This window comes from Apibacter raozihei, assembly GCF_004014855.1.
GTDB lineage: Bacteria > Bacteroidota > Bacteroidia > Flavobacteriales > Weeksellaceae > Apibacter > Apibacter raozihei.
The window spans coordinates 2520800-2546837 of the sequence record NZ_CP034930.1 but is presented as its reverse complement, the minus strand read 5'-3'; the positions used below and the strand labels follow the sequence as shown (position 1 = coordinate 2546837).

The 26038-nt window shown below is 32.5% G+C and carries 17 protein-coding genes and 1 tRNA gene; 6 read left to right on the top strand and 12 right to left on the bottom strand.

From position 1 onward, the window contains the following. Positions 1 to 6: 6 nt before the first annotated feature. Complete coding sequence (locus EOV51_RS11315; protein WP_128152636.1) at positions 7 to 1200, bottom strand: DegT/DnrJ/EryC1/StrS family aminotransferase; 1194 nt, start codon at positions 1198 to 1200, stop codon at positions 7 to 9. Between the two features lie 441 nt (positions 1201 to 1641). Here EOV51_RS11315 and EOV51_RS11310 point away from each other — a divergent pair, with 441 nt between their 5' ends. From EOV51_RS11310 to EOV51_RS11300, 3 genes are all read left to right on the top strand, one after another. Continuing rightward, positions 1642 to 6702, top strand: coding sequence for a T9SS type B sorting domain-containing protein (locus EOV51_RS11310; protein WP_128152635.1), 5061 nt, complete (start codon positions 1642 to 1644; stop codon positions 6700 to 6702). An 87-nt stretch (positions 6703 to 6789) separates the two neighbouring features. Continuing rightward, positions 6790 to 6999: a heavy-metal-associated domain-containing protein gene (locus EOV51_RS11305; RefSeq protein ID WP_128152634.1), complete on the top strand. Its 210-nt coding sequence runs from the start codon at positions 6790 to 6792 to the stop codon at positions 6997 to 6999. Positions 7000 to 7508: 509 nt separating this feature from the next. After that, entirely contained in the window at positions 7509 to 11876 is a 4368-nt protein-coding gene (locus tag EOV51_RS11300) for a T9SS type B sorting domain-containing protein (RefSeq protein WP_128152633.1), read from the top strand. Positions 11877 to 11957: 81 nt separating this feature from the next. Here EOV51_RS11300 and EOV51_RS11295 read toward each other — a convergent pair whose 3' ends face one another. After that, on the bottom strand, positions 11958 to 12380 hold the full coding sequence (locus EOV51_RS11295) for a hypothetical protein (RefSeq protein WP_128152632.1): 423 nt from the start codon (positions 12378 to 12380) through the stop codon (positions 11958 to 11960). Between the two features lie 73 nt (positions 12381 to 12453). Next, the gene (pdxY, locus tag EOV51_RS11290; RefSeq protein ID WP_128152631.1) at positions 12454 to 13314 is read right to left on the bottom strand and encodes a pyridoxal kinase PdxY; all 861 of its coding nucleotides are present in this window, start codon (positions 13312 to 13314) and stop codon (positions 12454 to 12456) included. A 208-nt stretch (positions 13315 to 13522) separates the two neighbouring features. On the opposite strand from pdxY, the gene EOV51_RS11285 reads away from it, so the two are divergent. Continuing rightward, a complete protein-coding gene (locus EOV51_RS11285; RefSeq protein ID WP_128152630.1) occupies positions 13523 to 15073 on the top strand; it encodes a Do family serine endopeptidase in 1551 nt (516 codons plus the stop codon). A 333-nt stretch (positions 15074 to 15406) separates the two neighbouring features. On the opposite strand, the gene obgE is transcribed toward EOV51_RS11285, so the two are convergent. The 4 genes from obgE to EOV51_RS11265 form a co-directional block, all read right to left on the bottom strand. Continuing rightward, positions 15407 to 16393 (bottom strand): GTPase ObgE, encoded by a 987-nt coding sequence (gene obgE, locus EOV51_RS11280; protein ID WP_128152629.1) that lies wholly within the window; start codon positions 16391 to 16393, stop codon positions 15407 to 15409. A 73-nt stretch (positions 16394 to 16466) separates the two neighbouring features. After that, positions 16467 to 17045 carry an adenylate kinase gene (locus EOV51_RS11275; RefSeq protein WP_128152628.1) on the bottom strand — a complete coding sequence of 193 codons (579 nt, stop codon included), beginning with the start codon at positions 17043 to 17045 and terminating at the stop codon, positions 16467 to 16469. Positions 17046 to 17061: 16 nt separating this feature from the next. Further along, complete coding sequence (gene hpt, locus EOV51_RS11270; protein WP_128152627.1) at positions 17062 to 17601, bottom strand: hypoxanthine phosphoribosyltransferase; 540 nt, start codon at positions 17599 to 17601, stop codon at positions 17062 to 17064. Between the two features lie 97 nt (positions 17602 to 17698). Continuing rightward, entirely contained in the window at positions 17699 to 18148 is a 450-nt protein-coding gene (locus EOV51_RS11265) for a universal stress protein (protein ID WP_128152626.1), read from the bottom strand. Positions 18149 to 18264: 116 nt separating this feature from the next. On the opposite strand from EOV51_RS11265, the gene rseP reads away from it, so the two are divergent. Both rseP and EOV51_RS11255 read left to right on the top strand, forming a co-directional pair. Next, positions 18265 to 19596, top strand: a complete 1332-nt coding sequence (gene rseP, locus EOV51_RS11260; RefSeq protein ID WP_128152625.1) for an RIP metalloprotease RseP — start codon at positions 18265 to 18267, stop codon at positions 19594 to 19596. 55 nt (positions 19597 to 19651) lie between these two features. Next, positions 19652 to 19725, top strand: a tRNA-Asn gene (locus EOV51_RS11255). A 176-nt stretch (positions 19726 to 19901) separates the two neighbouring features. Here EOV51_RS11255 and EOV51_RS11250 read toward each other — a convergent pair. The 5 genes from EOV51_RS11250 to EOV51_RS11230 all read right to left on the bottom strand — a co-directional run bounded on the left by EOV51_RS11250 (position 19902) and on the right by EOV51_RS11230 (position 25959). Further along, positions 19902 to 21161: an NUMOD1 domain-containing DNA-binding protein gene (locus EOV51_RS11250; RefSeq protein WP_128152624.1), complete on the bottom strand. Its 1260-nt coding sequence runs from the start codon at positions 21159 to 21161 to the stop codon at positions 19902 to 19904. A gap of 114 nt (positions 21162 to 21275) precedes the next feature. After that, positions 21276 to 22136, bottom strand: a complete 861-nt coding sequence (locus EOV51_RS11245; RefSeq protein ID WP_128152623.1) for a hypothetical protein — start codon at positions 22134 to 22136, stop codon at positions 21276 to 21278. Between the two features lie 13 nt (positions 22137 to 22149). Beyond that, the gene (locus tag EOV51_RS11240) at positions 22150 to 23775 is read right to left on the bottom strand and encodes a DUF4280 domain-containing protein (RefSeq protein ID WP_128152622.1); all 1626 of its coding nucleotides are present in this window, start codon (positions 23773 to 23775) and stop codon (positions 22150 to 22152) included. After that, positions 23763 to 24515 (bottom strand): hypothetical protein, encoded by a 753-nt coding sequence (locus EOV51_RS11235; protein WP_128152621.1) that lies wholly within the window; start codon positions 24513 to 24515, stop codon positions 23763 to 23765. Before EOV51_RS11235 ends, EOV51_RS11240 begins: the two co-directional genes overlap by 13 nt. Then, positions 24493 to 25959 (bottom strand): phospholipase effector Tle1 domain-containing protein, encoded by a 1467-nt coding sequence (locus EOV51_RS11230; RefSeq protein WP_228427622.1) that lies wholly within the window; start codon positions 25957 to 25959, stop codon positions 24493 to 24495. Before EOV51_RS11230 ends, EOV51_RS11235 begins: the two co-directional genes overlap by 23 nt. Between the last annotated feature and the right edge of the window lie 79 nt (positions 25960 to 26038).

Sequence of the window (26038 nt, the reverse complement as noted above, 5' to 3'; positions counted from 1 at the left end):
ATATATCTAAGAAAGTTGGTTTTCAATTGTATTTTTAATGATCTCTGCCTTTTTGGTTAACTCCTGCTCAGTCCAGAGTAAAGAAATCGGAATTGTTACTGTTTTGCTCATTATTTCATTTGATTGTGAATAATCTGCATTTGCATAATTAGGTAATAATTCTTTATGTTCTTTATATAGAGGTGCCAATGTTTTTATCAATTTAAGATGATCCCATTTTCTTATATAGTGCCAGTTATTATCAAACCAATATGCATTACCAATTCCATTGGAAGCTAAAGCTTGAGATACATTTCTGGCTTTTTCCTGTGATGGAAGAAATATGCTTAAAAAAGATGCATTGTCTCCATTTTCATCGGGAATTCTTCTGAATTCTAATCCTTCAATTGTCTGTAATGAATCTTTAATAAACTTCTTGTTTTTTCTTTGTATTGATAAGATAGTGTCCAGTTTGCCGAATTGAGCTAAACCTACAGCCGCATTTAATTCTGAGATTCTGTAATTTAATCCTAAGTATGGATGGCTTTCAGCACCACGGTTGGTTCCTACATGATCATGCCCATGATCTGTATACTGGTCCGCATGTTTATAATATTCTTCATTATTTGTAATCATTGCTCCTCCTTCTCCACACGTAATCGTTTTTACAAAATCAAAAGAAAAACAACCTATATCTCCTATCGTTCCTAAGTATTTTCCGTTATAGGTAGCTCCAAAAGACTGACATGCATCTTCAATAAGAAGGATACTATGTTTTTTTGCAATGGATTGCAATGCAGAAATATCAGCCATTGAACCGCACATATGTACAGGCATAATCACTTTTGTTCTGGAAGTAATAGCATTTTCAACAGATTTAGGATCCATTGTAAGTGTATTATCAACATCTACCAGGACCGGAATAGCTCCTACGCCTAAAACTGCTTCAAAACTAGCAACAAAAGTAAATGTCGGAAGAATTACTTCGTCTCCGGCTCCTACACCTGCAACATTTAAAGCCGTTATTAAAGCTGTAGTTCCACTACTGGTTAATTGTACGTGGCCAACATGCATTTTTTTCTCTATGGCATGTTCCAACTCTTTAGCTTTCCAATGATTGTTTCTTACAGATTCAAAATTGTAACGCATTAAAATTCCACTTTCAATAACATCATTCAGGTGTTTTTTTTCTTCTTCACCCCAAAGCTCATATCCTGGCATATATTATTTTTTTAATTATTTAAATAAAATGATTAACAAAGATAATGATTTGACGTGAAAAAATTTAAATCTTTATGAAAGAAAAAGAGGGGATATACAAGCAGGGTTGATTTCTAAGGATAAATAATTGATAAGACTAATTAAATTCCTAATGGGCAGAAAGTCAATTAACTGTATATTCCCCTCGCTAAGAAGACATATCTTAATACTATTGTTTTCTAATGAACATTAATATTCCGTAAATGTAATAATAATTTTCAAATATCAATATTTTTTTTAATAAAAAAGAAAAAAACCTATTGCTTTATATTATTTGTTATTATTTTTAATAATACATCTAATATTGACATTTTATTATTAATTAATAAATATCCTTGCTTGTATTATATTCAAACACTATTTTTAATACATTTGCATTAATAACACTTAAGAAACTTTATCATGGGTATAAGAATTTTGCCATATTACATTATCCTGTCATGCTTGTTGGGCTCCTTCAGTTTACTATCAGCACAAATTATATCTTCGTCTGCTATTAATATCAAAGACCAGAATGGTAATTCAGGATCTATTTTAGTTAATTGTGACTATAAATTTGATATCAATGGTTGTATTTCTTTAACAGCGGAATACCCTGAAATCAATTCATCAACAGACTATTCTGTGACTTCCATAAATTATAGTCCCATTGGTAATTTTTCTGAAGGAAATGAGATTCTTATCGATAGTGATGATAAATGGAGCAATGTACAGAATCTTCCTTTCAACTTTTGTTTTTATGGTAAAACCTATAATTCTATTGTTGTAGGAGACAATGGTGTCATAAGTTTTGATACGGAATCTGCCGGGACTGAATGTCCTTATACTATTGCCGGCTCAATACCTAGCGAAGCACTAATTCATAATGCCATATTTGGAGCTTATCATGATATGACCAATGATAATGATGTATTTGGTTGTATCAGCGATTGTGGGAAAATATCTTTATATACGACTGGCACTGCTCCGTTTAGAAAAGCTGTTGTAAATTATTACAGAATGAATCATTTTGGTTGCGAAAATGTAAAATCTACTTTACAAATTGTATTATATGAAACAACGAATATAATTGAAGTTTATATTAAAGATAAACCTTATACTTGTGATATAGGTAATGAAAAAAGAGCTTTAATAGGTATCAGTAATGAAGATGGTTCTAAAGGAATATCCCCGTCAGGAAGAAATACAGGAATATGGGAAACACAAAATGAGGCTTGGAGATTTACTCCCTCCGGAGCAAACAGCACGTCAGTTAAGTGGTATGATTCTAATCATAAAAACATTGGTACAGGTAGTACTGTGAATATATGTAACAAGGAAAATCAGTCCGTTTCTGTTGAAGTTACCTACAATACTTGCACTCCTGTTACTTTAACAAATTCTATAAATATTAATTATTCTTCGGACTATCCAGTTATCAAAAGTGTGATTCATAATGAATGTTATGAAGGAGAAACACCTAATCAACTCGTAGATTTTGAAAATCTTATACCTGAAGCTGTAGGAAGCCAAACAGGATTAAAAACCACTCTTCATAAAACACTCTCTGACGCAAAAAATGGTATTAACCCTGTGAGTGGATTGAACACTTACTTAATGAATACTCTTACTCAAACCTTTTATTTAAGAGCCCAAAGATCTGATTCCTGCTTTGATACTTCTGCACTGACAATCAATTTAAAGAGAAAACCAACACTAACAGAAGGAAAAGCTATAATTGTTTGTAGTGAATCAACAAGCGGATCTGAATTAATTTATCTGGGAAATTATAATGCTCAAATAACAGGGTATGAATCATGGATGAGTTTGAGTTACTACAATAGCTACGAAGATGCTACTAAAGGCATTAATCCTATTACAAGCTTACAACTCTTCAATACAACTAAAGTGTATGTTAAAGCTTCTAATCCTGATATGCCTGAATGTTTCTCAATTATACCGGTTTCTTTTACGCTTCTTCATGCAATTAAAGCTGATTCCATTGAAATAAATCTATGTGATGATGATTTAGATGGTAAAGTTAATTATGATTTAACCTCATATCAAAACACAGTTGAAAACAATCAGTCTTTTAGTTTTAGTTATTATGTTTCTCAAAAAAATGCGGAAGAAAGTGTTAATCCAATCTCTGATCCGAAAAATTATTTAGTACAAAATAATACCATTATATATGTTAAGATAGAACAAGATGGAGCCTGTTCCACCATCAAAACTATCACATTTAAATTTAAAAATACAGGTGTAAGTAACCTTACTGTAATTACATGTGATGACGGTACGGGGAAGGCTGTTGTTAATTTAGAGTCTTACTACAATCAAATGGCTGAAAATTCAGATATAACACTTGAAGGAATTTATCTTACTTATCAAGGAGCTGCATCCAAAGATTTATCTCAAAAAATTTCAAATCTTTCCAGTTTTACGGTTATAGCACCTTCTACCACAGTCTATGTTAGATTTACGGATAATTCAACTTCCTGTAACTTTATTCGTTCTATTGAATTTAAAATTATACAGAAAATCGAAAAAAAACCTGAATATTATATTTGCGATATTAATAATAAAGGAGAGGTAAATTTTTACCTACCCAATTTAAATTCATTATATTTAGCGGGTTACCCAACCTCAAGTATTACTTATTATGGTTCTTTAGAAGACTATAATTCTGGAAAAAATCCTATTACTTACATACTAGTTAAAGGTGAAACAACAGTTTATGTAAAAGTAAATGTTATATCAGGATGTGCTTATTTATATAAGGTAAATCTTAAACTTAAGCCTTTTACAGTAAATAACGTTGAAAACGTTGCGGTTTGCGATCAAGAAAATGACGGTAAAGAAACATATAATTTAAATAATCTTCCTACTCTTTTCAACTTAAGTAATTACATAACTATTTTTTATTATAGTTCAGAAGAATCAGCACTTGTTGAATATAATCCTATTGTTTCTACTTCTGCTTATTTAATAACTGCTCCAACTAGTAAAATATATATGAGAATAAATTATGTGGATACTTGCCCAACTATTATACCTGTTCAGTTTGATCTGATTGAATCTGTAATTACTAATGATTTATCCCCTATCAATGTTTGTGATAAAGATTTAAACCAAACGGAAATAGTTGATCTATCTTCTTCAATTACAGAAAGTGGTATTGATAGTTCAAAAATTTCAACGGAGTTTTATCTTTCCCAAGCTGGTGCTGAAGAGCAAAAAACAACAGAAAAGATTAATGATATAAAAAATTTCGTAGTAAATAAACAAGTAACTACGGTTTATATAAGATTTCAAAATAAATTTACTGGTTGTTACTCAATAAAACCTCTAAGTATAATTATGAATACATATCCGGTTGTTATTAAATCCGAGTTGTATGTATGTGATTTTGCAAATGACGGAAAAGAAAATATTTCATTAAGTTCATTAAATTCTCAACTAGTAAACGATACTAAAGGCTTTTCTTTTAGCTATTATACCACTGAGGAAAATGCTTTAAACCTGCAAAATGAAATTACTACTTATGATGTTACTACTTCAACAACATTATACGTAAGAATTTCTTCAAACTCTGCATGTTATGTAATTCAAAAGATTAATTTTCAGTTATCATCCCCTCCTACCGTTTATAGTCAAGTTATTGAAATATGCGACAATAATGCTGATAATAAGGAAGTTGTTGACCTGACCTTGTATGAAAAACCTTTAGTAAACAATACAGTAAACACTTATACATTTACTTACTACATCTCATATGAATCAGCTTACCAAAATTCTCAATCAATAACCAACGCTAAAAATTATACAATTACTAGTTTTCCTGCGACTATTTATGTAAGAGTTCAAAATTCTCTTAACTGTTTTTCAATAGCTGAGTTAAATTTTAATACAGCTAACATAATTAATGCTAAAAATGGAATTGCTAACTTATGTGATAATAATTCTGATATGCAAGAATATGTTGATATAACTTCTTATGTTTCAAACATGATCATATCAACAAATCAAAATATAACTATTTCGTATTATAAAACAGAACAAGGTGCTAATTCCAAAAATTCAGCGGACTTGATTGATAATCCGGAAAAATATTCTGCAACATTTGCGCAGGAATATGTTTGGATACGGTTTGATAATCCGGATACCGGATGTTATACTATACGTTCTCTTGAAATTAATATTACTCCTCTTCCTAAACTAATTAATGGAAAATATTTAGTATGTGATACTAATATCGATAATCGTTTTACACTTAATCTAGATGATTTGAGATACGTAGTTATTTTCAATCCGGATGGTTTTACTTTTACTTATTTTCATTCAATTTCTGATGCTCAAAATAATAATAATCAAATAACTGATTTTCAAAATTATACAGTTGAAAAATTCAATGAAGACATTGTTGTAAAAGCGACTAATGAATATGGTTGTAGCTCAATAAGAACCGTTACCTTATATACGGCTGATAAAATACCGGTTTCTACGGAATCTGTTATCATAGAAAACTGTGATAATGATTTTGATGGTCTAACTAGTTTTGATTTAACATCTGTTACTTCTGACATTACAAAAGATTCTACAGCCATATTTACTTTTTACAGTACACTTATAGATGCTCAAAATCAAACGAATAGTATTAGTAATCCTTTAAGTTATAGTAATATTAATCCTGTTAATGATATGGTATATGTTAGAATATCTTCTACTAAATATTGTCCGTCATTAAGTAGCATAAATTTAAAAGTTCTACCCGTTCCGGTAAGTCCTTTGGAAAAAGATCTAAAAATTTGTCCTAATGGTATTTTAGTACTTAATGCAGACACTGGAAATGAAGAAGATTATTATGAATGGAGTACTGGTGATAAGGGGTATAATTTACATTCAATAACAATTAACAATGCCGGAACTTATCAGGTTACAATAACAGGAACCAACGGATGTAAATATACTTACAAAACAATAGTAACAGAATACTCTAAAATTGTTATCACTGACTTATTTGAAGGAGATGATTATATTACAGTAATTGCTGAAGGGCCTCAACCTCTTGAGTATTCAATGGATTTAATAAACTGGCAGGATCAAAACACTTTTTACAATTTAAAACCAGGAGTATATACTTTTTATGTACGTTCAAAAGCTAATGGATGTATTTCCGTTCAGAAAAAAGGAGTTATCTTTAAAGTAACAAATACTATAACGCCTAACGGAGACGGATTTAATGATAATTGGCAGTTATGCGGATTAGAAAATTTTGACTCTCAACCATCAAAAATAAAAATCTTTGACCGATACGGTAAAGAAGTATTTTCACAAAGCTCAAATACTTGTTTCGTATGGAATGGTTTTTACTTAGGAAGGCCATTGCCTACAACTTCATATTGGTATGTCATCGATATAATTGATGGAAGACAATTTACCGGATGGATATTACTCAGAAATTATGATGAAGATTTTCGCTAAACCAAATTAAGTAAAAATTAACCTTAATTTTATAATTTTAATGTATTGATTAAATAGTAAATTTGAATAAAATAAAGACTTAATAAAATGAATGAATTCAAGTTTAAAACAAATATAGATTGTGGAGGCTGTGTCAATGCTGTTACAAACTATTTAAATGATGTTAAAGGTATTCTTAGATGGTCTGTGGATACTTCTATACCTGAAAAAATTCTCACTGTAGAATCAGATACAGCAACAGATGAAGAGATTATAAATGCTGTTAAAAAAGCCGGTTTCAATATTGAAAAAATATAAATATAAATTTAAATTTCATTAACAAATTATATAATACGTTGATTTACATTAACGTATTTTTTTTAATTTTTAATTTAATTTCTATAACTTTTTTGCACTAAAAATCTTTATCCATATAATTATGAAATCATTAAATTATTAATTATTTAATTTGTAATTCAATTGCAACATCAACCTACATTAAAGTAATAATTTAATCATAGAGATACTTATTAAAAAAATTGAATTGTAGAGATATAACAAGTTCTTGATTAATGAGAATAATTACTATTTCTAATTACTTTTTATAAATATTTTAAATTTTGTAGAAATTTTTATGATAATCATTATAGTAATTTTAATATGTTATTTTAAACATAAATAGTTGAATGTTAATTTTATATCAAGATATATCAAAAAACATTTATCGAATATATACAACTTTTGTAAAAACATTATAAAATTTATTATTTTTTAATCAAATGTAAATAATAACAATTAATTTTGCAGATATTGTAATTTTATATACTATGAATAAACGGTATCTCTCACCTGTATTTACTTTGTTCCTATCTATTTTTATAACTTGTACAACTTTTGCTCAAGCTACAAAAGATCCGGTCATTCAAATTGTTGATCATAACTCTAATCCAAATCCTATTATTTCTTGCGATTATAATTTTAACAGTTCCAACAAAAATTGTATTACTTTGACTGTAAATTATCCGGAAATAAAAAAAACGTCTGATTATTTGGTTAAATCAATTGACTATGTTCCTATAGGTAATTTTTCAGACGGAGCAGAAGTTTCCATAAAAAAAGAAGATGACTATTGGAGTAGCCTAATTGAAATACCCTTTACTTTTTGTTTGTATGGGAAAAATTTTAATTCATTAATCTTAAATGATAATGGTTCCATTTCTTTTAATACTCCTGATTACGCGAATGAAGGAGCTCCTTACAATCTACCTATAGCTAATGACGAAATAAGTTCTGTATTAAACGAAGGTAAACTATTATCGTATTCCATTTATGGATTATTTCACGATTTGATTCTTGATCCAAATTCCTTGGAATGTTTATCAACCGGAGGTTGTGGCAATATAAGCACATATACTACAGGAACAGCACCATATAGAAAATTTGTTATAAATTATAACAATATGAATCACTATGAATGTACCAGCAACATAAAGTCAACGTTTCAAATTGTTCTTTACGAAACGACAAACATTATTGATATATATGTAAAACAAAAACCAAATTCTTGTAAAAAAACTAAATTTGAGAAACGTCCGAATGTTGCTTTAATAGCAATAACAGATGGTAATGGAAACGGAATAGCCCCTGCTAATAGAAATGATATTTCAGAATGGGACACGGAAAATTCTGGTTCTGAAGCTTGGAGATTTGAACCTCAGGGTAATATTACTCCGGGAATAACCTGGTACGATGCAGACTCCAAAGCTATAGCATATAATACAAAATCAATTGAAGTTTGCCCAACTTCAGATACTACTTATAAAGTGGAAGTTAATTATAACTCCTGCGGTGTTGACAAGATATTAACTTCAATACCTATAAAATTTAACTTAGAATTTCCGGTAGCAAAATCGATTGAAAAATATACCTGTTTTAATTATGGTACACCAATTACTGTTGACTATGAGTTACTAGCTAATGAAGCTACTTTGGGGAATCTGGAAAAATATAATTATTATTATTATACCAGCTATGAACAAGCGGTTAAAAATTTACCAGCTGACAGAGTATCACCTATTTTTACATTAAACACCTATGCTTCTAAACTGATTTATTTAAGAGTTGAAAACAAAAACAATCCAGATTGCAATACAATAGTTAATTTAATATATCATTTTAAAGAAAAACCATATCTAACTGGAGAACAAACATTAAATCTATGTGAAAAGAAAAATAAGGAAACTATATTTATTGATGTAAAAGTAAATGGTATCTTATCTTTTGATGAATATAATCATAATTGGAAAGGACTTTATTTTTATACACTTGAGGAAGCTCAAAATTATAAAGAAGGTGGAAACATTCAACCTATTGATGTTTTAAAACTTGGCACTCCACCTAGTTCTATTAAACTTTATGCAAGAATTTTTAATTCATTTGTACCTGAATGTTCTACCATTATTTTACCAGTAAAAATAACAGTTAATGAACAGGTTGAATTAACAGAATTACCACCATATACAAGTTGTGAGCCTTATTCTTTCGATGATGATTTAACTAAGCACATAATCAATGATTTTCCGGATTATCAAAAATATTCATTTACTTATTACAAATCATATGATAATGCAAAAAATCAGGTCAATCCAATTTCAGAAAATACATCTGTATATCCAAACGTAACTAAATATCCTGTTGAAAATGGTGTAACAATCTACATAAGAGTTAATAATTTTGGAAATGAATTTTGCCCACCTATCATCAAACTTAGTTATTTATTACGGTCTGGTAGTATTAAAGATATAGAGTTCAAAATATGCGATACTGAAAATGAAGGAAAAGTTGAAGTTGACTTAGAATCTTATTTTAATCAGGCAAAAGGAAGCACTATAGTTTCAAATGTGAAATATTATGATTACTTAGGTGAGATAAGTTATGATAAAATAAAAAAATACACTATCAATAATACAACATTTATAACTGTATCATACACTGAAGATGGCTGTGATTTTTCAATGACTATTATTTTAGTTTTTCAAAAATATATTCAAAAAATAACGAGTTATCCTGTATGCGATTTATCGCATAGCGGTAAGGAAAACTTTTCGCTAAAAACATTAGATAATTTATTTATACAAGGTTTTCCTCTTGAATCTAAAATATTTTATTACTCAAATGAAAAAGATTTAGGAACAGGTAAAAATACAATTAAAGAAATGGATGTTATTGCAAACCAAGATAACTTTGTTTACATCGAAATATTGGTTTGGAACTCTTGTCGATTTTATTATAAACTACCTTTAAAATTAGTACAACAGGTTTTTGCTAATACCAATAATTATAAAGCTAAAATATGTGATAACAATCTGGATGATAAAGAAATTCTTGATCTTACCATTTATAATAACAATGTTATTGAGGCTACAGATTTAAGTAATTACACTTTTTCATACTATTTAACATATAACGATGCTCATAGTTCTTCCAATGCTATTGTTTTACCAACTAAATTTTTGGTCCAAAATCTTTCTTCAAGAATTATCTATATTAGAATTAATGATTTGAATTCGACTTGTTTCAGTATTGTTGAATTAACATTTGAAAATATAAACTCCATTGAAGCACAAAATGCTATTGAATATTATTGCGATATTAAAGGTAATGGTTATAAAGATAATATTAACCTCTTATCAATCATCAATGAGAAAATGATATCTGACTCTCCTTATGCTTTAAAAATATCATTACACGATAAAGAAGAAGACGCTAACAAAATGTCTGTGACATCAATAAATAAAGATCCTGAGCAATACTTCTTTAATAATGAAGCGCATATATGGGTCAGATTTGAAAAAGATGCCTGTTATGTAGTAAAAAAATTGAGTTTATACATGGAAAAAACTCCAAAACCCCGACCAGCTTTTTATACAGTCTGCGACGAAAAATTTGATGGAGTTTACATTTTAAATTCAAAAGATGTAGAAGCAATTAATGCAATGATTATTAGAGAAAATACAGATCAATATACTTTCAATTATTATCAAGATAACGCCGGAACTATTTTAATAGATCCATTGACCACCGTTTTAACCTCCCTTCCAAATTCAAATCATGTTTTATATGCAAAAGCTTCTAAGAACGGATGTGAATCATTAATTACATCAATTACCATATCAACTGTCAGTCAGGTGCCTTTAGTTTCTATCAGTGAACCTGCAAAACAATGTGATGATAATTTTGACGGAATTGCTTCTTTTAATCTTTCAGAATACGTTAAGCAATTACATGATCCTTCTCAGCCTCTTCCTGAAAATCCTCAATACAGTATTTACAGCTCATATGATGATGCCCGCAATCAGAATAATCCAAAAAGCTTAACAAACTATACTAACATTAAGCCTAATGAAGACGAAGCTTATGTAAGAGTTAGCTCTACCTCTCATTGTCCTTCTATCATGAAAATTAATTTGGTCGTACTGCCATTGCCTGTCAGTTCATTAGCTAAAGAATACAAAATATGTCCTAATGAATCTTTAGTTATTAACGCTGATACCGGTAATACAGAAGATTATTATAAATGGAGTACAGGAGAAGAAGGAACCAATTTAACAAAAATTACCATTAACTTAGCAGGAAACTATTCAGTTACAATATCAAAATCCAACGGATGTAGTTTCACTTATACAACATCAGTAACTTATTACGAGTCAGTAATTATAAAAAGTACTGATGCAGGTAATGATTACATAAGTGTAAATGCAGAAGGACCCGCCCCTCTAGAATATTCAATTGATAAAATAAACTGGCAGGACAGTAATGTATTCAATAATCTGGAACCGGCTATATATACCATCTATGTACGTTCTAAAAATACACCATGTAATCCGGCAAGTACCAAAGCCGTAATTTTTAAAATTCCTAATCTGATAACTCCTAATAACGACGGATATAACGATTCCTGGACCATGTGTGGCTTAGATTTATTCAACGGTGAAAAATCTTCAATAAAAATCTTTGACCGATATGGTAAAGTTATATTTGAGGAAAACTCCGACACTTGCTTTGTTTGGAATGGCTACTATTTAGGCAGGCCATTACCTACCAATAGTTATTGGTATTTGATAAATATACCTGATGGAAGAAAATTCACCGGTTGGATTTTATTAAAAAATTATAATAGTCTTCAGATGAAATAAACGAATAAAATATTAAAACAAAATAACGCCGGAATATTTTCCGGCGTTATTTGTTATCACAAGTGATTTTTAATTAATCTTTTATTTTTTTACTAACACCAATTCATTTTTACCATTTAGGTCCTGTTTCATGATTTGGAAATTAAGTACATTATCCTTAAATGTTTTCTTTAAATTTTTGCAAAAACCTCGTACCACTAAAGAGTCAACCTGAAAATGTAATTCCTCATTTTCAGTTATCTTATACTTACCATAAGTAGACGGAAAACAATCATTGCCACAAGGTGCAGTATAATAACTCTCATAAGTTAAATCATCATTTAATTTCAATCTGTTGCCATATACATAGAATTCAGAATCTTGCTTATATAATTTATATTCATTGAGATTTTCATATCCGATGACCGCATTGGTTGACCACTCTCCCACTAAGTTATGAGATTGGGCAGATACAGATTTACTTAAAGTTAAAAGTGCGGTTATTAATAAAAATTTTATTTTCATGTTGAACTGGTTTTCACTATAGATGCTAAAAGAATTAAAAATCCATAATTATTTAAAAAATAATTCTTACTGATTACAGTCTGATAGCTTCAAATAATTGGGACGGATTTACAATTTCATCCTGAGCAGCTACTAATTGTAACTCATATTCTCCTAATTTGTGAGTTTCAAGCATTACAGAGTATACGGCAGAAGTCGTATGCTCTAAAGCCTGTTTTTTCGTTTTACCTAACAACAAATGAGTCAATAATAATCCGGAAGTTAAATCTCCTACTCCTACGGGCTGACGTACACCAAAATCTACCAAAGGACGTGAAATATGCCAGTTTTCTTCTTTTGAAACCAATAACATTTCAAACATATCGGATCTATATCCGGCTCTGCTCAAATGTTTTACCAAAACCATCTGTACTCCCTTGTCAATTAATATACGGGCCGCTTTAATAGTATCATCAACAGAATTTATTTCCTGATCGGTTAATATTTCCAGCTCAAGTAAATTGGGTGCCATAATGTCACTTATCTGTATGGCCTGGTTTTTAAAAAAGTCAGACACTCCCGGAGCTACAATACAACCTTTTTCTGGATGCCCCATAACTGGATCACAAAAATACAAAGCATTAGGATTCTTAGACTTAACCATTTTTACAATTTCTAAAATAGATTTACCTTGTTCGGGTGACCCAATATAACCGTTAAGAACAGCATCACATTTTTTAAGCTGATTAATACTATCAATTCCTTTAACAATATCTAAAAGATGATTGGCTGTCATAACCTCTCCGGTCCACTGACCATATTGCGTGTGATTAGAAAACTGTACTGTATTTAAAGACCAGACCCCCACTCCACATCTCTGCATTGGAAATTCGGCCGCACTGTTCCCTGCATGTCCGTAAACAACATGAGATTGAATTGATAAGATATTTTTCATTGACTTTATGGTAAATTTATTAATAAACAAATTTACAAACTTTTATAACCATTTTAACAATTAAAAGAAAGGCTGTAAGTAAATATCCATAATATATAATAAAAAATTAAATTCATGTTAAAAATCGTTAAAGCGCAAAAATCATTAATTTTTTGGTATTACTTTTGAAAGTGAATAAGCATTATAACAAGTTAATATAATTTGTACTATGAAAAAAAATAGATTTGAAATTAAACGAATTGCTTCTTACATTATAATTGGTGTAACCAGTGCTCTGGTATCAGTAGGCGCTATCTCATTCGCCATGAATAAAAATACCAAACTAGGCGATTTCGAATTATTTAAACAAGATAAAAAACAAGAGGCTTATTTTACCTCTGCATCTTCTAATTTATCTAATTATAACCCACCGGATCTTACTCTTGCAGCTGAGAAAACAATTAATGCAGTGGTTAGCGTAAAAAGCTATGCTGCGTATACGCAACCTCAAAGAAAACAAATGATAGATCCTTTCGATTTCTTCTTCGGAGATCCTTTTAACAGCTCTCCACGTCAAAAACAACAGCAGGATCCTAAAGATACCCCAAGTGGTCTGGGCTCCGGAGTTATTATTTCTTCTGACGGGTACATTGTTACCAATAATCACGTTATTGACGGTTCTGATAAGATTGAAATAACTCTGAATAATCAAAAAACATATACAGCTACTCTGGTAGGAACTGATCCTAACTCAGACATAGCTTTGTTAAAAATTGATGAAAAAGGACTAAGCTTTTTAAACTTTTACAATTCTGATAATGTAAAAGTAGGTGAATGGGTACTTGCCGTTGGTAATCCTTTTGGCTTAACATCAACAGTAACCGCAGGAATCATTTCGGCAAAAGGAAGAAGCCTGGATCTGTTACGATCTAACTCAAGAGCTCCTATTGAATCATTTATTCAAACCGATGCCGCAGTTAATCCCGGAAACAGTGGAGGTGCTCTGGTTAATACCAATGGAGATTTGATAGGAATAAACACTGCAATTTCTTCACATTCCGGAACCGGAACCTTTGAAGGATACAGTTTTGCAGTACCTTCCAACATTGCTAAAAAAGTGGTTGAAGATATCCGTAAATACGGTATAGTACAACGAGGATATTTAGGAATCGGAGCTTTGGATTTAAGTGATGCCAGCGCCGTAAAACAATATAATACTCAAAATAAAGCTTCATTAAAGCCACAACAAGGAGTATTGGTAACTGAGGTTCAGGAAGACGGAGGAGCTAAAGATGCAGGAATTAAAAAAGGAGATATCATCACCCAGATTGAGGGTAATAATATCAAAAATTTCCCTACCCTTTCTGGCATTATCGGTGAGAAAAGACCCGGAGACGAAGTAAAAGTGACTGTTTTAAGAGACGGATCTTCTAAAACATTTACCGTTAAAATTAAAGATGCAAAAGGTGGAACATCAGTTAAAACCAAAGCAGATTTAAGTGTAGCTGAAAAACTGGGTGCCGAGTTTCAGGAGCTTACCGAACAGCAAAAAGTAAACTATGGTTTAGAAAGCGGAATTGGTATTGTTAGTGTTGACAACAACGGAAAACTAAAAGCTGCGGGAATAGGTGAAGGATTCATTCTGATTGAGGTGAACGATAAACCCGTGAATAGTGAAAAAGATATTGAAAAAATACTAAAGAACTATAAAGGTACGGTTTCCGTAAGATACGTAGATCCGTATGGAAGAATTTACCGTAGAGGTTTTAAAATGGAATAATAAGTAGTTTATCATATAGCTAAATAAGTTTAAATAAAAATGCAACTGTTTATTTACAGTTGCATTTTTTTATTCCATAGACTATATAAAACACAAATTATATTTTGGATTATTTTAATCACTTTTTGCAATTTCAATGGTAAGTAATCATAGTTATATTAGGGTTTATTAAACACTTTCTATATTCCGTGTCAAAGAAAAGACCAAATACCAAAAGTTACTGTTTTATAAGTATTAATTTTTCACTAAAATTATTCCTGTTATTATAAATACAAAACTTTACCATCTTACTGATAATAAATTAGTTAGGGATTTAAAGAAATAAAACTTTGTTTAGCTATGCAACATTTTCCAAAGTTCATCTTTTAATTCTACAAGATGGGCTCCGGTAACCGCTGAAATAAATATCAGTTTAAAATCTTCTGGAAAGGTTTTTCTTATTTCCTCTTCCAGTTCCTCATCTATCAAATCTGATTTAGAGATGGCTACTAACTTACTTTTATCAATGAGTTCCGGATTATATTCTTCCAGCTCTTTAAATAAAATCTGGTATTCTTTATAATAATCCTCAGCATCCGCAGGTATTAAAAATAACAATACAGAGTTTCGTTCAATATGTCGTAAAAATCGATGTCCTAACCCCTTTCCTTCGGCAGCACCTTCAATAATTCCCGGAATATCTGCTACAACAAAGGACTGATAATTTCTGTATTGAACTATTCCTAAATTGGGCACTAAGGTTGTAAATGCATAATCGGCTATTTTAGGCTTAGCAGAAGTAATAGCAGACAATAAAGTGGATTTTCCGGCATTTGGAAAACCTACCAATCCTACATCTCCCAATAGTTTCAGCTCAAGCAAAATAGAAGCCTCTTCTCCGGGAAGACCCGGCTGTGCATATCTGGGGGTCTGATTAGTCGGTGATTTAAAATGTGAATTACCTAAACCACCTTTTCCTCCTTTTAATATAATTATTTCCTGCTTATCCTCCGTAATTTCGCAGATAACCTCTCCATTTTCATCCTTAGCTACTGTGCCTACGGGTACTTCAATGTATATATCAGTTCCATTTGCACCTGTCAGTTCCTGTTTTCCTCCCGGTTTACCATCATTTGCTTTTATATGTCTTGAATATTTTAGAGCTAAAAGTGTCCATAGCTGGGCATTTCCTCTTAGTATAATATGACCACCTCTACCTCCATCACCTCCATCGGGTCCACCTTTAGGTATATATTTAGCTCTGTGTAAATGAGCGGATCCTGCACCTCCATGTCCGCTTTTACAATATATTTTCACATAATCAACAAAATTTGACTGCATAACTACTTTTTCTTTTTATAAAAAAAGGATTACTATTTGCAATAATAATCCTTTTCGCTTTATTTTTTTATTATTATATCCATTTAACCAGCACATCTGATAATATGGCTGTTATTTCTTCCCTGTTTCCTTCTCCTTCAATATCAACAAACTTTTCCTGATCTATGTAGTATTGAGAAACTACGGCTGTTTTATCGTAATATTCTTTGATCCTATTTCTGATGATGTTTTCATCAGCATCATCGGATCGGCCGCTGTCAATACTTCTTTTCTTAATTCTATGTACGAGAGTTTCATCTTCCACGTTTAAAGCAATCGTTACTTTAACAGTGGTTTGGAAAAGCTCTTCAAGTAAAGAATCTAATGCTTGTGCCTGACTGGTAGTTCGGGGATATCCGTCTAGGATAAATCCTTTTTGCTCAGAATTTCTTTTAAGTTCATCCTTAAGCATTTCTGTAGTTAGTTCATCCGGCACCAAACTTCCTTTATCCATGTATGATTTTGCCTCTATACCCAGCGGAGTATTGTTTTTCATGTTGTATCTAAACAAATCTCCGGTGGAAACATGTTTTAACTGAAATTTTTCGGCTAAAATCTCTGCTTGGGTACCCTTTCCGCTTCCCGGGGGGCCAAATAACACGATTATGTTCATTTTATATTGGGTTTGGTTACTCTTCTTTTAGCTGATACAGATCTTTGTAATTTCGTCCTAAACCATCATAATCCAAACCGTATCCAACCACAAATTTATTAGGTATATTCATCCCTATAAGGTCTATATTTAAATCTTTTTTATAAACTTCGGGTTTGAAAAATAAGGTAGCAATTTTAATGCTCTTCACAGGTTTCATTTCCAACAGGCTGTATAAATATTCCAATGTATTCCCCGTATCTATAATATCTTCTAAAATGATAACATGTCTATTGGTTATATCAATAGTTACATCCGTTACTAACTTGATTTTTCCTGAGCTTTCTGTACCCTGATAGGAGGCCAGTTGTAAAAAACCTATCTCACAATCACCTTCATATTGTTTTAGAAAATCACTGAAAAACATAATTACTCCATTTAAAACACCTAAAAAAACAGGTACTTCATCTTTATATTCTTCATACAGGGTATTTGTCATTCGTTTAATTGCATGCTCAATTTCCTGAGAGGTAACAAAAGGAGTAAATGTCTTATCCTGAATTTTAATTTCTTTCATATAAATTTAAATACAGCGCAAATATAATGATATTGAATTAATTTGAAAGTCCGTTTTAAGTGAAAATTCTTTTTTATACAGATGTTTTACTGAATTGTTACTTTTCTGAAAATTTACTGGGTGGAACAATTAATACCGGAACTTCCGATTTTTTTATAACATCTTTGGATACGCTTCCCAAAATGGCTTCCATGATAACACCTCTGCCATGTGAGCCCATAACAATCAAATCTGCATTTCTTTGTGTGGTTTCACTGAGTATCACTTCAGCCGGTGTTCCTTGCTTAATTATGATTTCAACTTCCACTCCTTCTCCTTTTAATTTCTTTTCATAAGTAACCAACTGTTGTGTCTCATCTTTCATTCCAGCTTCTTCAAGCTCTGGTAAATACTGAAATCCGATATCTCCGATTACAAAGCCCAAATCCAAACTGGCAACATGTAATAAATATATTTTGCTTTGAGTGGCTTTGGCATAATAAACTGCTTCTTCCAAAATATGATCCGTAGATTCGGAAAAATCTACAGGTACTATCATTGATTTCATAATCCTAGGTTTTAATTATCTTTCTTTAAAGATAAATATATTTTTTTAATTTTATTATAAAAATCCTTATATAATAAATTTTACTACTTTTGCAGACTAAGATTTATAATAAGAAAATGCAATTATTCACACAAATAGCTCAATTACTACTATGTCTTTCTATATTAGTAGTTCTTCATGAAGCAGGACATTTTTTTGCTGCTAAATTTTTTAAGACAAAAGTTGAAAAGTTTTATTTATTTTTCGATCCCTGGTTTTCCTTATTTAAGAAAAAAATCGGAGATACGGAATACGGAATAGGCTGGCTTCCTTTAGGTGGTTATGTAAAGATAGCCGGAATGATTGATGAAAGTATGGATACGGAACAAATGAAAAAAGACCCGCAACCGTGGGAATTTCGTTCCAAACCCGCCTGGCAGCGTTTGATAATTATGCTTGCCGGTATTATTGTCAATATTATTCTAGCTATCGTCATATATGCATGCTTGCTAATGACTACCGGTGAAAAAACCATTGATGCTCAAAAACTGACTAACGGATATTCATTTTCCGAAGCGGGTAAAAAGTTAGGATTTAAGGATGGGGATAATATTTTAAAAGTGGATGGTAAAACCATAGCTTCATTTAATTCTTTACCTATAAATATTTTATTTGGTGATCATGTTACCGTTCAGAGAGATGGAAAGATTATTAATTTCAATCTTTTGCCCGAAGAAAAAAAACATGTTTTAACAAGTGAAGGCCGAGGATTCATTTCACCAAGGATCATTACCCGTGTAGATTCTGTACTTTCAAATGGTACAGCCTATAAAGTTTTGCAAAAAGGTGATGTAATCACAGGAATTAATAATACCCCTACTCCGTATTTTGATCAGTTTAAAACAGAATTAACCAAACATAAAAAGGATACTATTAAGCTAGATATCATTCGTAACCATCAGGCTTTAGTAAAAAGTATTTATGTACCCGATAGTGTAGTCTTAGGATTTTCAACGGATGTAGTGGCTTCATTAAAAAATGCGACCACTTATAAAAAATACGATTTTCTAGATGCCTTCAAAAGAGCTCCGGTTTTGTCATGGGAAATGTTAGTAATGCAGATTAAACAATTTAAGTTAATTATTAATCCTAAAACTGAAGCATACAAACAGGTTAGCGGTCCTTTACGATTATATAAAGCATTCTCCCCTGAATGGAACTGGGAACAATTCTGGAGTTTTACTGCCATGTTTTCTATTTGGCTGGCTTTTCTAAATATTCTGCCTATTCCCGGATTAGACGGCGGACACGCCTTGTTTACTATAGTTGAAATGATTACAGGACGTAAATTAAGCGATAAAGCTATGGAAAAGGTTCAAATGGTTGGAATATTTATTATATTGGGACTGATGATCTTGGTTTTCGGAAATGATATCTGGAACATTGTTCAAAGCATAATTAATAAATAAATTACAAATAAAATTTTGTAATTAAAAAAAAACTAATATATTTGCACACGCAAAATCCTCCTTAGCTCAGTTGGTTAGAGCATCTGACTGTTAATCAGAGGGTCGCTGGTTCGAGCCCAGCAGGAGGAGCAAAATTATAAAAAGGTTATAGATTCTTACATCTGTAACCTTTTTTATTTACTAAAATTTGCCTTTTTTCTGTAAGTTGTAATTATCATCTGTTTATTTATTCACTAAATCCGTGAATCATTTTTTATCCTAATAAAAAGTAATATAACTACTACTCACTATATCTAAATACGTATTTAATCTGCATATTTCCATATAAATCCTCTACAGGTTTTAATATTTCCTAAAACTGCATCACTTACACTGCAATGAGATGCATTAACAAGTTTAGCTGCCACAGTGATACTTGGATATTTAGCCAGAAAATTACCGGACAGATCATATTGATTGACTGCTCTTATTTTTTGTTTAGGAGGCGTAATTTTTTTAGGTTGTTTTCCTTCCAGCCAAATAAATCCTTTGGCATGATTCGTATTAGATTTGATGGCTTTACGTATTCCTGATTCTGATAAACCTGTCTTTTGAGCAGCTTCTTTTATACTTGAAAAAATTTTTAATCGATTGCCTTGTAAATCAAACTGACTAATTACTTTAAAGGTATTAAAAACTAAATCTGCAGTTTCTATTTTTTGAGGAGCAGATCCTTCTTTCCATATAAATCCTCCTGCTGTATGACCTTTTCCTTGAAGACATGAGCGGATACTCCCTCTGTTTATTTTAGTAAGCTTTTCAGCTTCTTGTATATTTTTGTATCCGGCCACATATTTTCCTTTTTTGGTATAACAACTTAGAGGTCTCTTAGCTATAGTGAGTTGGACAGAAGGAACGTCTGAGGGATCATTTCCATTTTTCCAGATAAATCCTCCGGCATGTAAACGTTCTCCTAAAACAGCTTTCCCAATGGATGTAGAATTTATCCCTGTTAATTTAAAGGCTTCTTCCCTGCTGATATAGGTTTTTATGTATTTCCCTTCCAGGGTATATTGAGATACAGGCTTGAGCGCACTCATGCGAAATCTATCTTTAGATTGCTGGGAAAAATTGTAATAAGATACTTTTTTGAGCCCCGACGCTATAAGTTTTTTTGTTAGTTCGGAAGGGGTAATTATGTAAAGATTCTCTGCCATATTATTTAAGGGATCATTATCCTTATGCATTACATACAGATGTTTCTTTTTTATATCCGGCAATCGCTTAATAAAAATTGAATAGACCATTCGGGATGTCATAAAAGTTCTTTTTTGATAATCCTGGCTGACTTCAAACTGTAAACATCTTACCTTTCCTTTTGTGTATTGTTTCTTTTGACTTAAAATAAGATCAGTGCTTCTATATTTAATACCTTGTAATGAATAAAGTTTTCTGGCCAGAGATTTAACTCTTCCTTTATTAGAAATCATATAAGAGCCCTCATAACCCGGAATTTCTTTCCAGATTTCCCCTTGCATATCTTTTAAAGAATGGTTTTCGTACGGATATAGACCTTTTATATTCATATTTGTAAGATAAATTACCTTCTATTGAAACTGTAAAACTAGTATATTTTCAGATAAAAAACTATCAATCATAGTATTTGTTCAATGTAAAGTATTTTTATATTCTAACAAAATTTATGGATTTTCTTTCAACCATTTTTGCCATCTTTCGGCAGTTTCGGCATAGGTACAAATTATAATTTTACCATTTTCTACATAATAATCCAAATGATGTACCGGCAATATTTTTTGAATTATTCCAACCAGTGACATTTCTAAACTAATATCATCTCCTCTTTGAATATTATTGGTTTCAATGACTTGTTTTACCCCTTTGGATAATTCTATTTTTCCATGAGATTCTTTGACATATAATTCCATCTCTTCTTTTAACTTTGAAAATTTAAACGTAATTTTTTGAGTAGATAGAATAGCGCTTACTTCTCCTCCTACCGGAGCATTGGGTAGGTCCAGATTATTCAGCACAACCACAGCGTTTTCTACTATGGTTGGTGTAGTACTTTGGGTTAAAACTATAATCTCAGCAATCAGTTTACTGTCATTTATAGATTTTATAACTTTTGCATCTTCCTTACGCTCATCTCCAAATTCTGCCATAAAAGAAATTGCCTGAGATATTAAATTAGGAATCCTATAGTTTTCTGACTTATCTCCCATTGCATTAAGAACTCCTATAAGATGCATATCTATGACTCTTTCCTCTGCAACCGGATCAAAATCTATTAAATCTGGTTGTGGTTCAGGTTTCTGTCTGTTTAATAATTTTTTTAGTTCGTTTATAGTTAATTTTTTGTTTTCTGATAAATTTAACTGATTTATTGATTCTATTCGTGTAAAAAGACTTACCTCGACATTCACTATTTTTTTGTATAATTCGGAATTATTCATAGTCATATTTTTATAATTAGTTACATTTTGACCTATGCATGAGGCAAGGTTGAATATTATTGCTGTTACGATTAATATTTTTTTCATTTTCAGCTTTTTATTAAGGACCTGTATATATTGCAGGATGTGTTACTATTGAACTTGTTGTAGTTGCATTCCATATTTGAAGGATTCTCGATTCCCAAAAAACATTTTTTAAGGTTAATGGTTCTGGCGGAGGAATGATTCCTTTAATATTACCTCCTGTCAAATTTATTACAGTAAGTACATCAGGAACATCTAAATTAAGGTGAACCCTCGTTTCAAAATCAATATGTGTATAAGCCCAGGGCATTGTAGCACTTGCTATATCTGAAGAAGGCTTATCTTTTAAGGTTGCTGTTTTACCTCCATTTGAAATGCTATATACCCCATCAGCATATCTGGGATTTAATCCGATTCTATCCAATGTCCAGTCTGGATAATGGCTTATATGTCTTTGATTATAATCTCGTACAGTAGGCCTTGTCATTCGTTTAGCGGCATCCCATCGCTCTCTTCCTCCTTTTTTCCATTGAACAAAGGTATACATTTCTGTTGTGTTCGGTTCTTTGACCGTAAAATCAGCAGAAAAATCTTTAATTTGTATCCCAGAGGAATTCGTTGCGTATAAATTAACATCTATTTCCAAACTAACTAAATTATTAGAAATCTCCACCGATTTTACTAAACTTTCTTGTTTTACTGAGGAAGCCGCTTGAAATGATAAAACCTTAAAATAAATTTTCATGCTGGTAAAATCGCTTAAAGGCTGTCTTGCCAAATCTCTCCACCAGTCTAAGGGCATGGTATAGGATGCTTTTCCGGAGGCATCCAGTTTTAATGCAGTATCTCCGTTAGTATAGCTGCTAAACGTTTTTACAGGCACCCGGTCTTTCGGTAAATTGTTTTTATCCCAGCTACCGGCTATACCAACCGTATTTTTCAATAATTTTTTGTCTATTTTGACCACCTGTATATCTATAAATTCTCCCGGAGTTCCCTCCGAAATATCAAATTCCAGATTGGGATAAAGGGCGTTGAAAAGAGTTCCGTCTTTTTTTAAAACCACGGTATATTCATTTTGTCGGGCTTTAATCTGTATTTTCTTCTTAGGAGCCGGAACCGGAGCTGCTTCCGGATTTATTTCCGGTTCGTTAACCTGTCCGCTGTCGGTTATTTTCACCTCTACTCCTCCATACAGGCAGGGAATAGTGCTTTTTAGCAGTAATGGCGGGCGCTCCTGAACTTTCATCATTCCGGTTTTTTTCCAATCTCCTAAAGTCATTGCTGCTTTACAGGGCAGGGAACAATTCGGACTTTTTTTACAGTTTCCCGTAAAAATAAGACTGAAGGAACTTTTTTCTTCAATGGTTGCCGTTTTCTTTTCCTGTGTGGACGGTGTATCAAAATTCACCTTAAGAATTCCTTTCGGAGCCGTGCATAAGGAACATTCCAGTTCGGCTCCGTCAATAACCAGTAAATCCTCTAACGCTGCCTGCCTCTCTTCTTTTCTTTTTTTTCGTTCGGGCTCCAGATATTTGCTGTTTTCTTCCTCCAAAAGTAGTATTTCGCCGTTTTTTTTATCTTCCGGCGTGGCGGTTCTGCCCATGGTAGGAAGTTCTTCAAATTCTTTTTCCTTTAGGTCTCTTTCCTTTGCTTTTTCCAGCATTCGGGAATAGTTGCTTCTTTTATTCAGCCAACCCATAGTACGGTGTATTTTGTGTGATTATATTGATGAGTTATTTTCAGGGATGCTTCCTGTAAAATTCCTGAATTATATATAAAACTGCCCAGGTATAAAGAGCCGGAATCTGTTTGTGCCGGTTTTCCTTTTACGGTAAAAGTAGTTTCTTCGTTGGCAGAATGGGATATATACTTCCAGTTTTCCGAAAAGATATCCTCTGAATATGGAAATACAATTTTCCGCATAACGCTTTCATCAGGTGTAAGACTCCCCAGATGACTCCCGTTAAAGAACATGCCGTACATAGTATAACTGAGTATATACTCCGATATTTTTTGCTCGTCTTCCAGCACCTGGCTCAAAAAGTCAAAATAATTTTGTACGGAAGCTCCCCGATTGAAGGTTTCCAGCTGTTCCCGTTCCTGATGCCAGCGTTCTTTGATTTTTTTTAAGTTTTTAATGGAAACTATTTTTCCCTCACCGGTGAGACAGATTCTGAGATCATCAAAAATATAGGCTGTTTCCTTAAGCAGATTAAAAGCGGGAGCTGTTGTACCTTGTATAAATTCCGTCTGAAAACCAAGAAGATGGAAATGATGCAAACCGTTAGCCTTTCCGGTATACATAATCCCCGTGTTCCTTATCCATATTTTCTCCCTAGATTTTGCGAAACCTTCCCGCAAAGTATGGCAGGTTCGGAAACGGTAGCGGTAAAGTTTCCGGGGCTGCATTTGTATGTTATCCAAGGGTTCCGTCTGCATTATAAAACTGTCTTTTTCTGTTTGTATTTGGTTCATAGCCCAATTTACCCCAATACGATGACCAATGCAGGTATTCGTTCCTTAGTTTTTTTAGCTTTCTATCCCAGTCCTGCACACAAATAGTATCCAGCTCCGTTTCTCTCTCGGGGGGTGATTCCGATCCGGTATTTTCGGTTAGAGCCTGAGGATTGAGCGAACTCCTTTCTTTTCTTAGTACCCAGTCTTCATTTTCCTCCAGGGTATATACCTGCAACCGCTCTTTGATGGTTTGAAGAAATTCATTGCCTTCTAAGGAATATTTATCAATTTCTCCGGGTATATAGGCATTTCCCATATAAATTTGGGATTCGTCCCTCATAAAATGGAGAAAAATATAACTGTATTCTTTTCTTAGGTTTCGTTCCCCTATAATTTCGCAGTATGAGCGTTTTCTTTCATCAAAATCAATGAATTTTAATTGCAGATCTGTGTACCAACCACTTTGAAGAAGTTCCTGGTAATAGTTTTTAGCTTTCTTATAATTCCATCCACTGCTTCTTTGTATAAGCCTTTTTTCACTTCCCGTATCGGTATAGTTGGTATAACTGCCGCCAATATCGCTGTGCACGCCCGGAAAGTTCCTTTCTATGCGTTTTTCACCGGGTTTTATCCGGGTAAGGGGGAAATAGGTACGGTGCTCGTCCATGGAAGTGAAGTGAACAATTTTCTGCGGATTGCCCAGTTCGTCCAGATGCAGTTTTTTAATTTTTTTTCTAAAACTGGGGAATATGAGGCTGTCGGGGTCATAAGACGCTACCGTATCGTAAATTCCCAAAAAACGCACCCGTACCTGTACAGCTTCCACCAGTTCCCGATCCATTCCTGCTTTAAGCAGGGCAAGACCAAAATTGCCCATGGCAGGCAGTTTTTGGTTTTTTAGCCATTGTTGGTCTACCCGTTTCCCTTCATGATCTTTATAAATGGCGGACTGTATACCTGCATGCCCCGTCTGGCCGGGTTCTGTTTGTGCTGCATATTCCCTTTTTTGCAGGTTATAGGCACAATACCGAGCCGCAGCTGCCCCCCGGCTAAAACCAAAAATATCCAGAGTGATGAGGATTGTTTTAATATCATCTGGTTTTTTGGTCAACTCTCGAGCTTTATTAACTCTCTTAGCCAGTTCTTCACAGCCTTTGGTAACCTTTTCCGGAATGCCGGTGTCGCCGCTTCCGTAGGCATAACCCCGGGTGGAATCCCCCTCCCAGACCTCGGTGCCAATGCCTTCCACATAAATGGTATAAGGTTCATCACAGCTCATGGATTTGCGGGCCACATTGGAAAAATCGTTCAGGTAACTGTTGTTTTCAATATCTACCCGTTTCCCAAACAACCAGTATTTCTTTTTCTGGGCCATGGTGGTGTAGATTTCTTTTTCTTCTTTTGTAGGCGAGCCGTATCCGTCCACCCCTCGTACCTTTTTCCATATTTTGGTATTTTCCCGATTGTTCAGCGTGCCGTCAAAAAACAGCCCGTAGGTTAGGGAA

Excerpts from the sequence above, each read along its gene's own strand:
- EOV51_RS11315 (WP_128152636.1), bottom strand. The coding sequence starts at position 1,200 with ATGCCAGGATATGAGCTTTGGGGTGAAGAAGAAAAAAAACACCTGAAT.
- EOV51_RS11310 (WP_128152635.1), top strand. The coding sequence starts at position 1,642 with ATGGGTATAAGAATTTTGCCATATTACATTATCCTGTCATGCTTGTTG.
- EOV51_RS11305 (WP_128152634.1), top strand. The coding sequence starts at position 6,790 with ATGAATGAATTCAAGTTTAAAACAAATATAGATTGTGGAGGCTGTGTC.
- EOV51_RS11300 (WP_128152633.1), top strand. The coding sequence starts at position 7,509 with ATGAATAAACGGTATCTCTCACCTGTATTTACTTTGTTCCTATCTATT.
- EOV51_RS11295 (WP_128152632.1), bottom strand. The coding sequence starts at position 12,380 with ATGAAAATAAAATTTTTATTAATAACCGCACTTTTAACTTTAAGTAAA.
- pdxY (WP_128152631.1), bottom strand. The coding sequence starts at position 13,314 with ATGAAAAATATCTTATCAATTCAATCTCATGTTGTTTACGGACATGCA.
- EOV51_RS11285 (WP_128152630.1), top strand. The coding sequence starts at position 13,523 with ATGAAAAAAAATAGATTTGAAATTAAACGAATTGCTTCTTACATTATA.
- obgE (WP_128152629.1), bottom strand. The coding sequence starts at position 16,393 with ATGCAGTCAAATTTTGTTGATTATGTGAAAATATATTGTAAAAGCGGA.
- EOV51_RS11275 (WP_128152628.1), bottom strand. The coding sequence starts at position 17,045 with ATGAACATAATCGTGTTATTTGGCCCCCCGGGAAGCGGAAAGGGTACC.
- hpt (WP_128152627.1), bottom strand. The coding sequence starts at position 17,601 with ATGAAAGAAATTAAAATTCAGGATAAGACATTTACTCCTTTTGTTACC.
- EOV51_RS11265 (WP_128152626.1), bottom strand. The coding sequence starts at position 18,148 with ATGAAATCAATGATAGTACCTGTAGATTTTTCCGAATCTACGGATCAT.
- rseP (WP_128152625.1), top strand. The coding sequence starts at position 18,265 with ATGCAATTATTCACACAAATAGCTCAATTACTACTATGTCTTTCTATA.
- EOV51_RS11250 (WP_128152624.1), bottom strand. The coding sequence starts at position 21,161 with ATGAATATAAAAGGTCTATATCCGTACGAAAACCATTCTTTAAAAGAT.
- EOV51_RS11245 (WP_128152623.1), bottom strand. The coding sequence starts at position 22,136 with ATGAAAAAAATATTAATCGTAACAGCAATAATATTCAACCTTGCCTCA.
- EOV51_RS11240 (WP_128152622.1), bottom strand. The coding sequence starts at position 23,775 with ATGGGTTGGCTGAATAAAAGAAGCAACTATTCCCGAATGCTGGAAAAA.
- EOV51_RS11235 (WP_128152621.1), bottom strand. The coding sequence starts at position 24,515 with ATGCAGACGGAACCCTTGGATAACATACAAATGCAGCCCCGGAAACTT.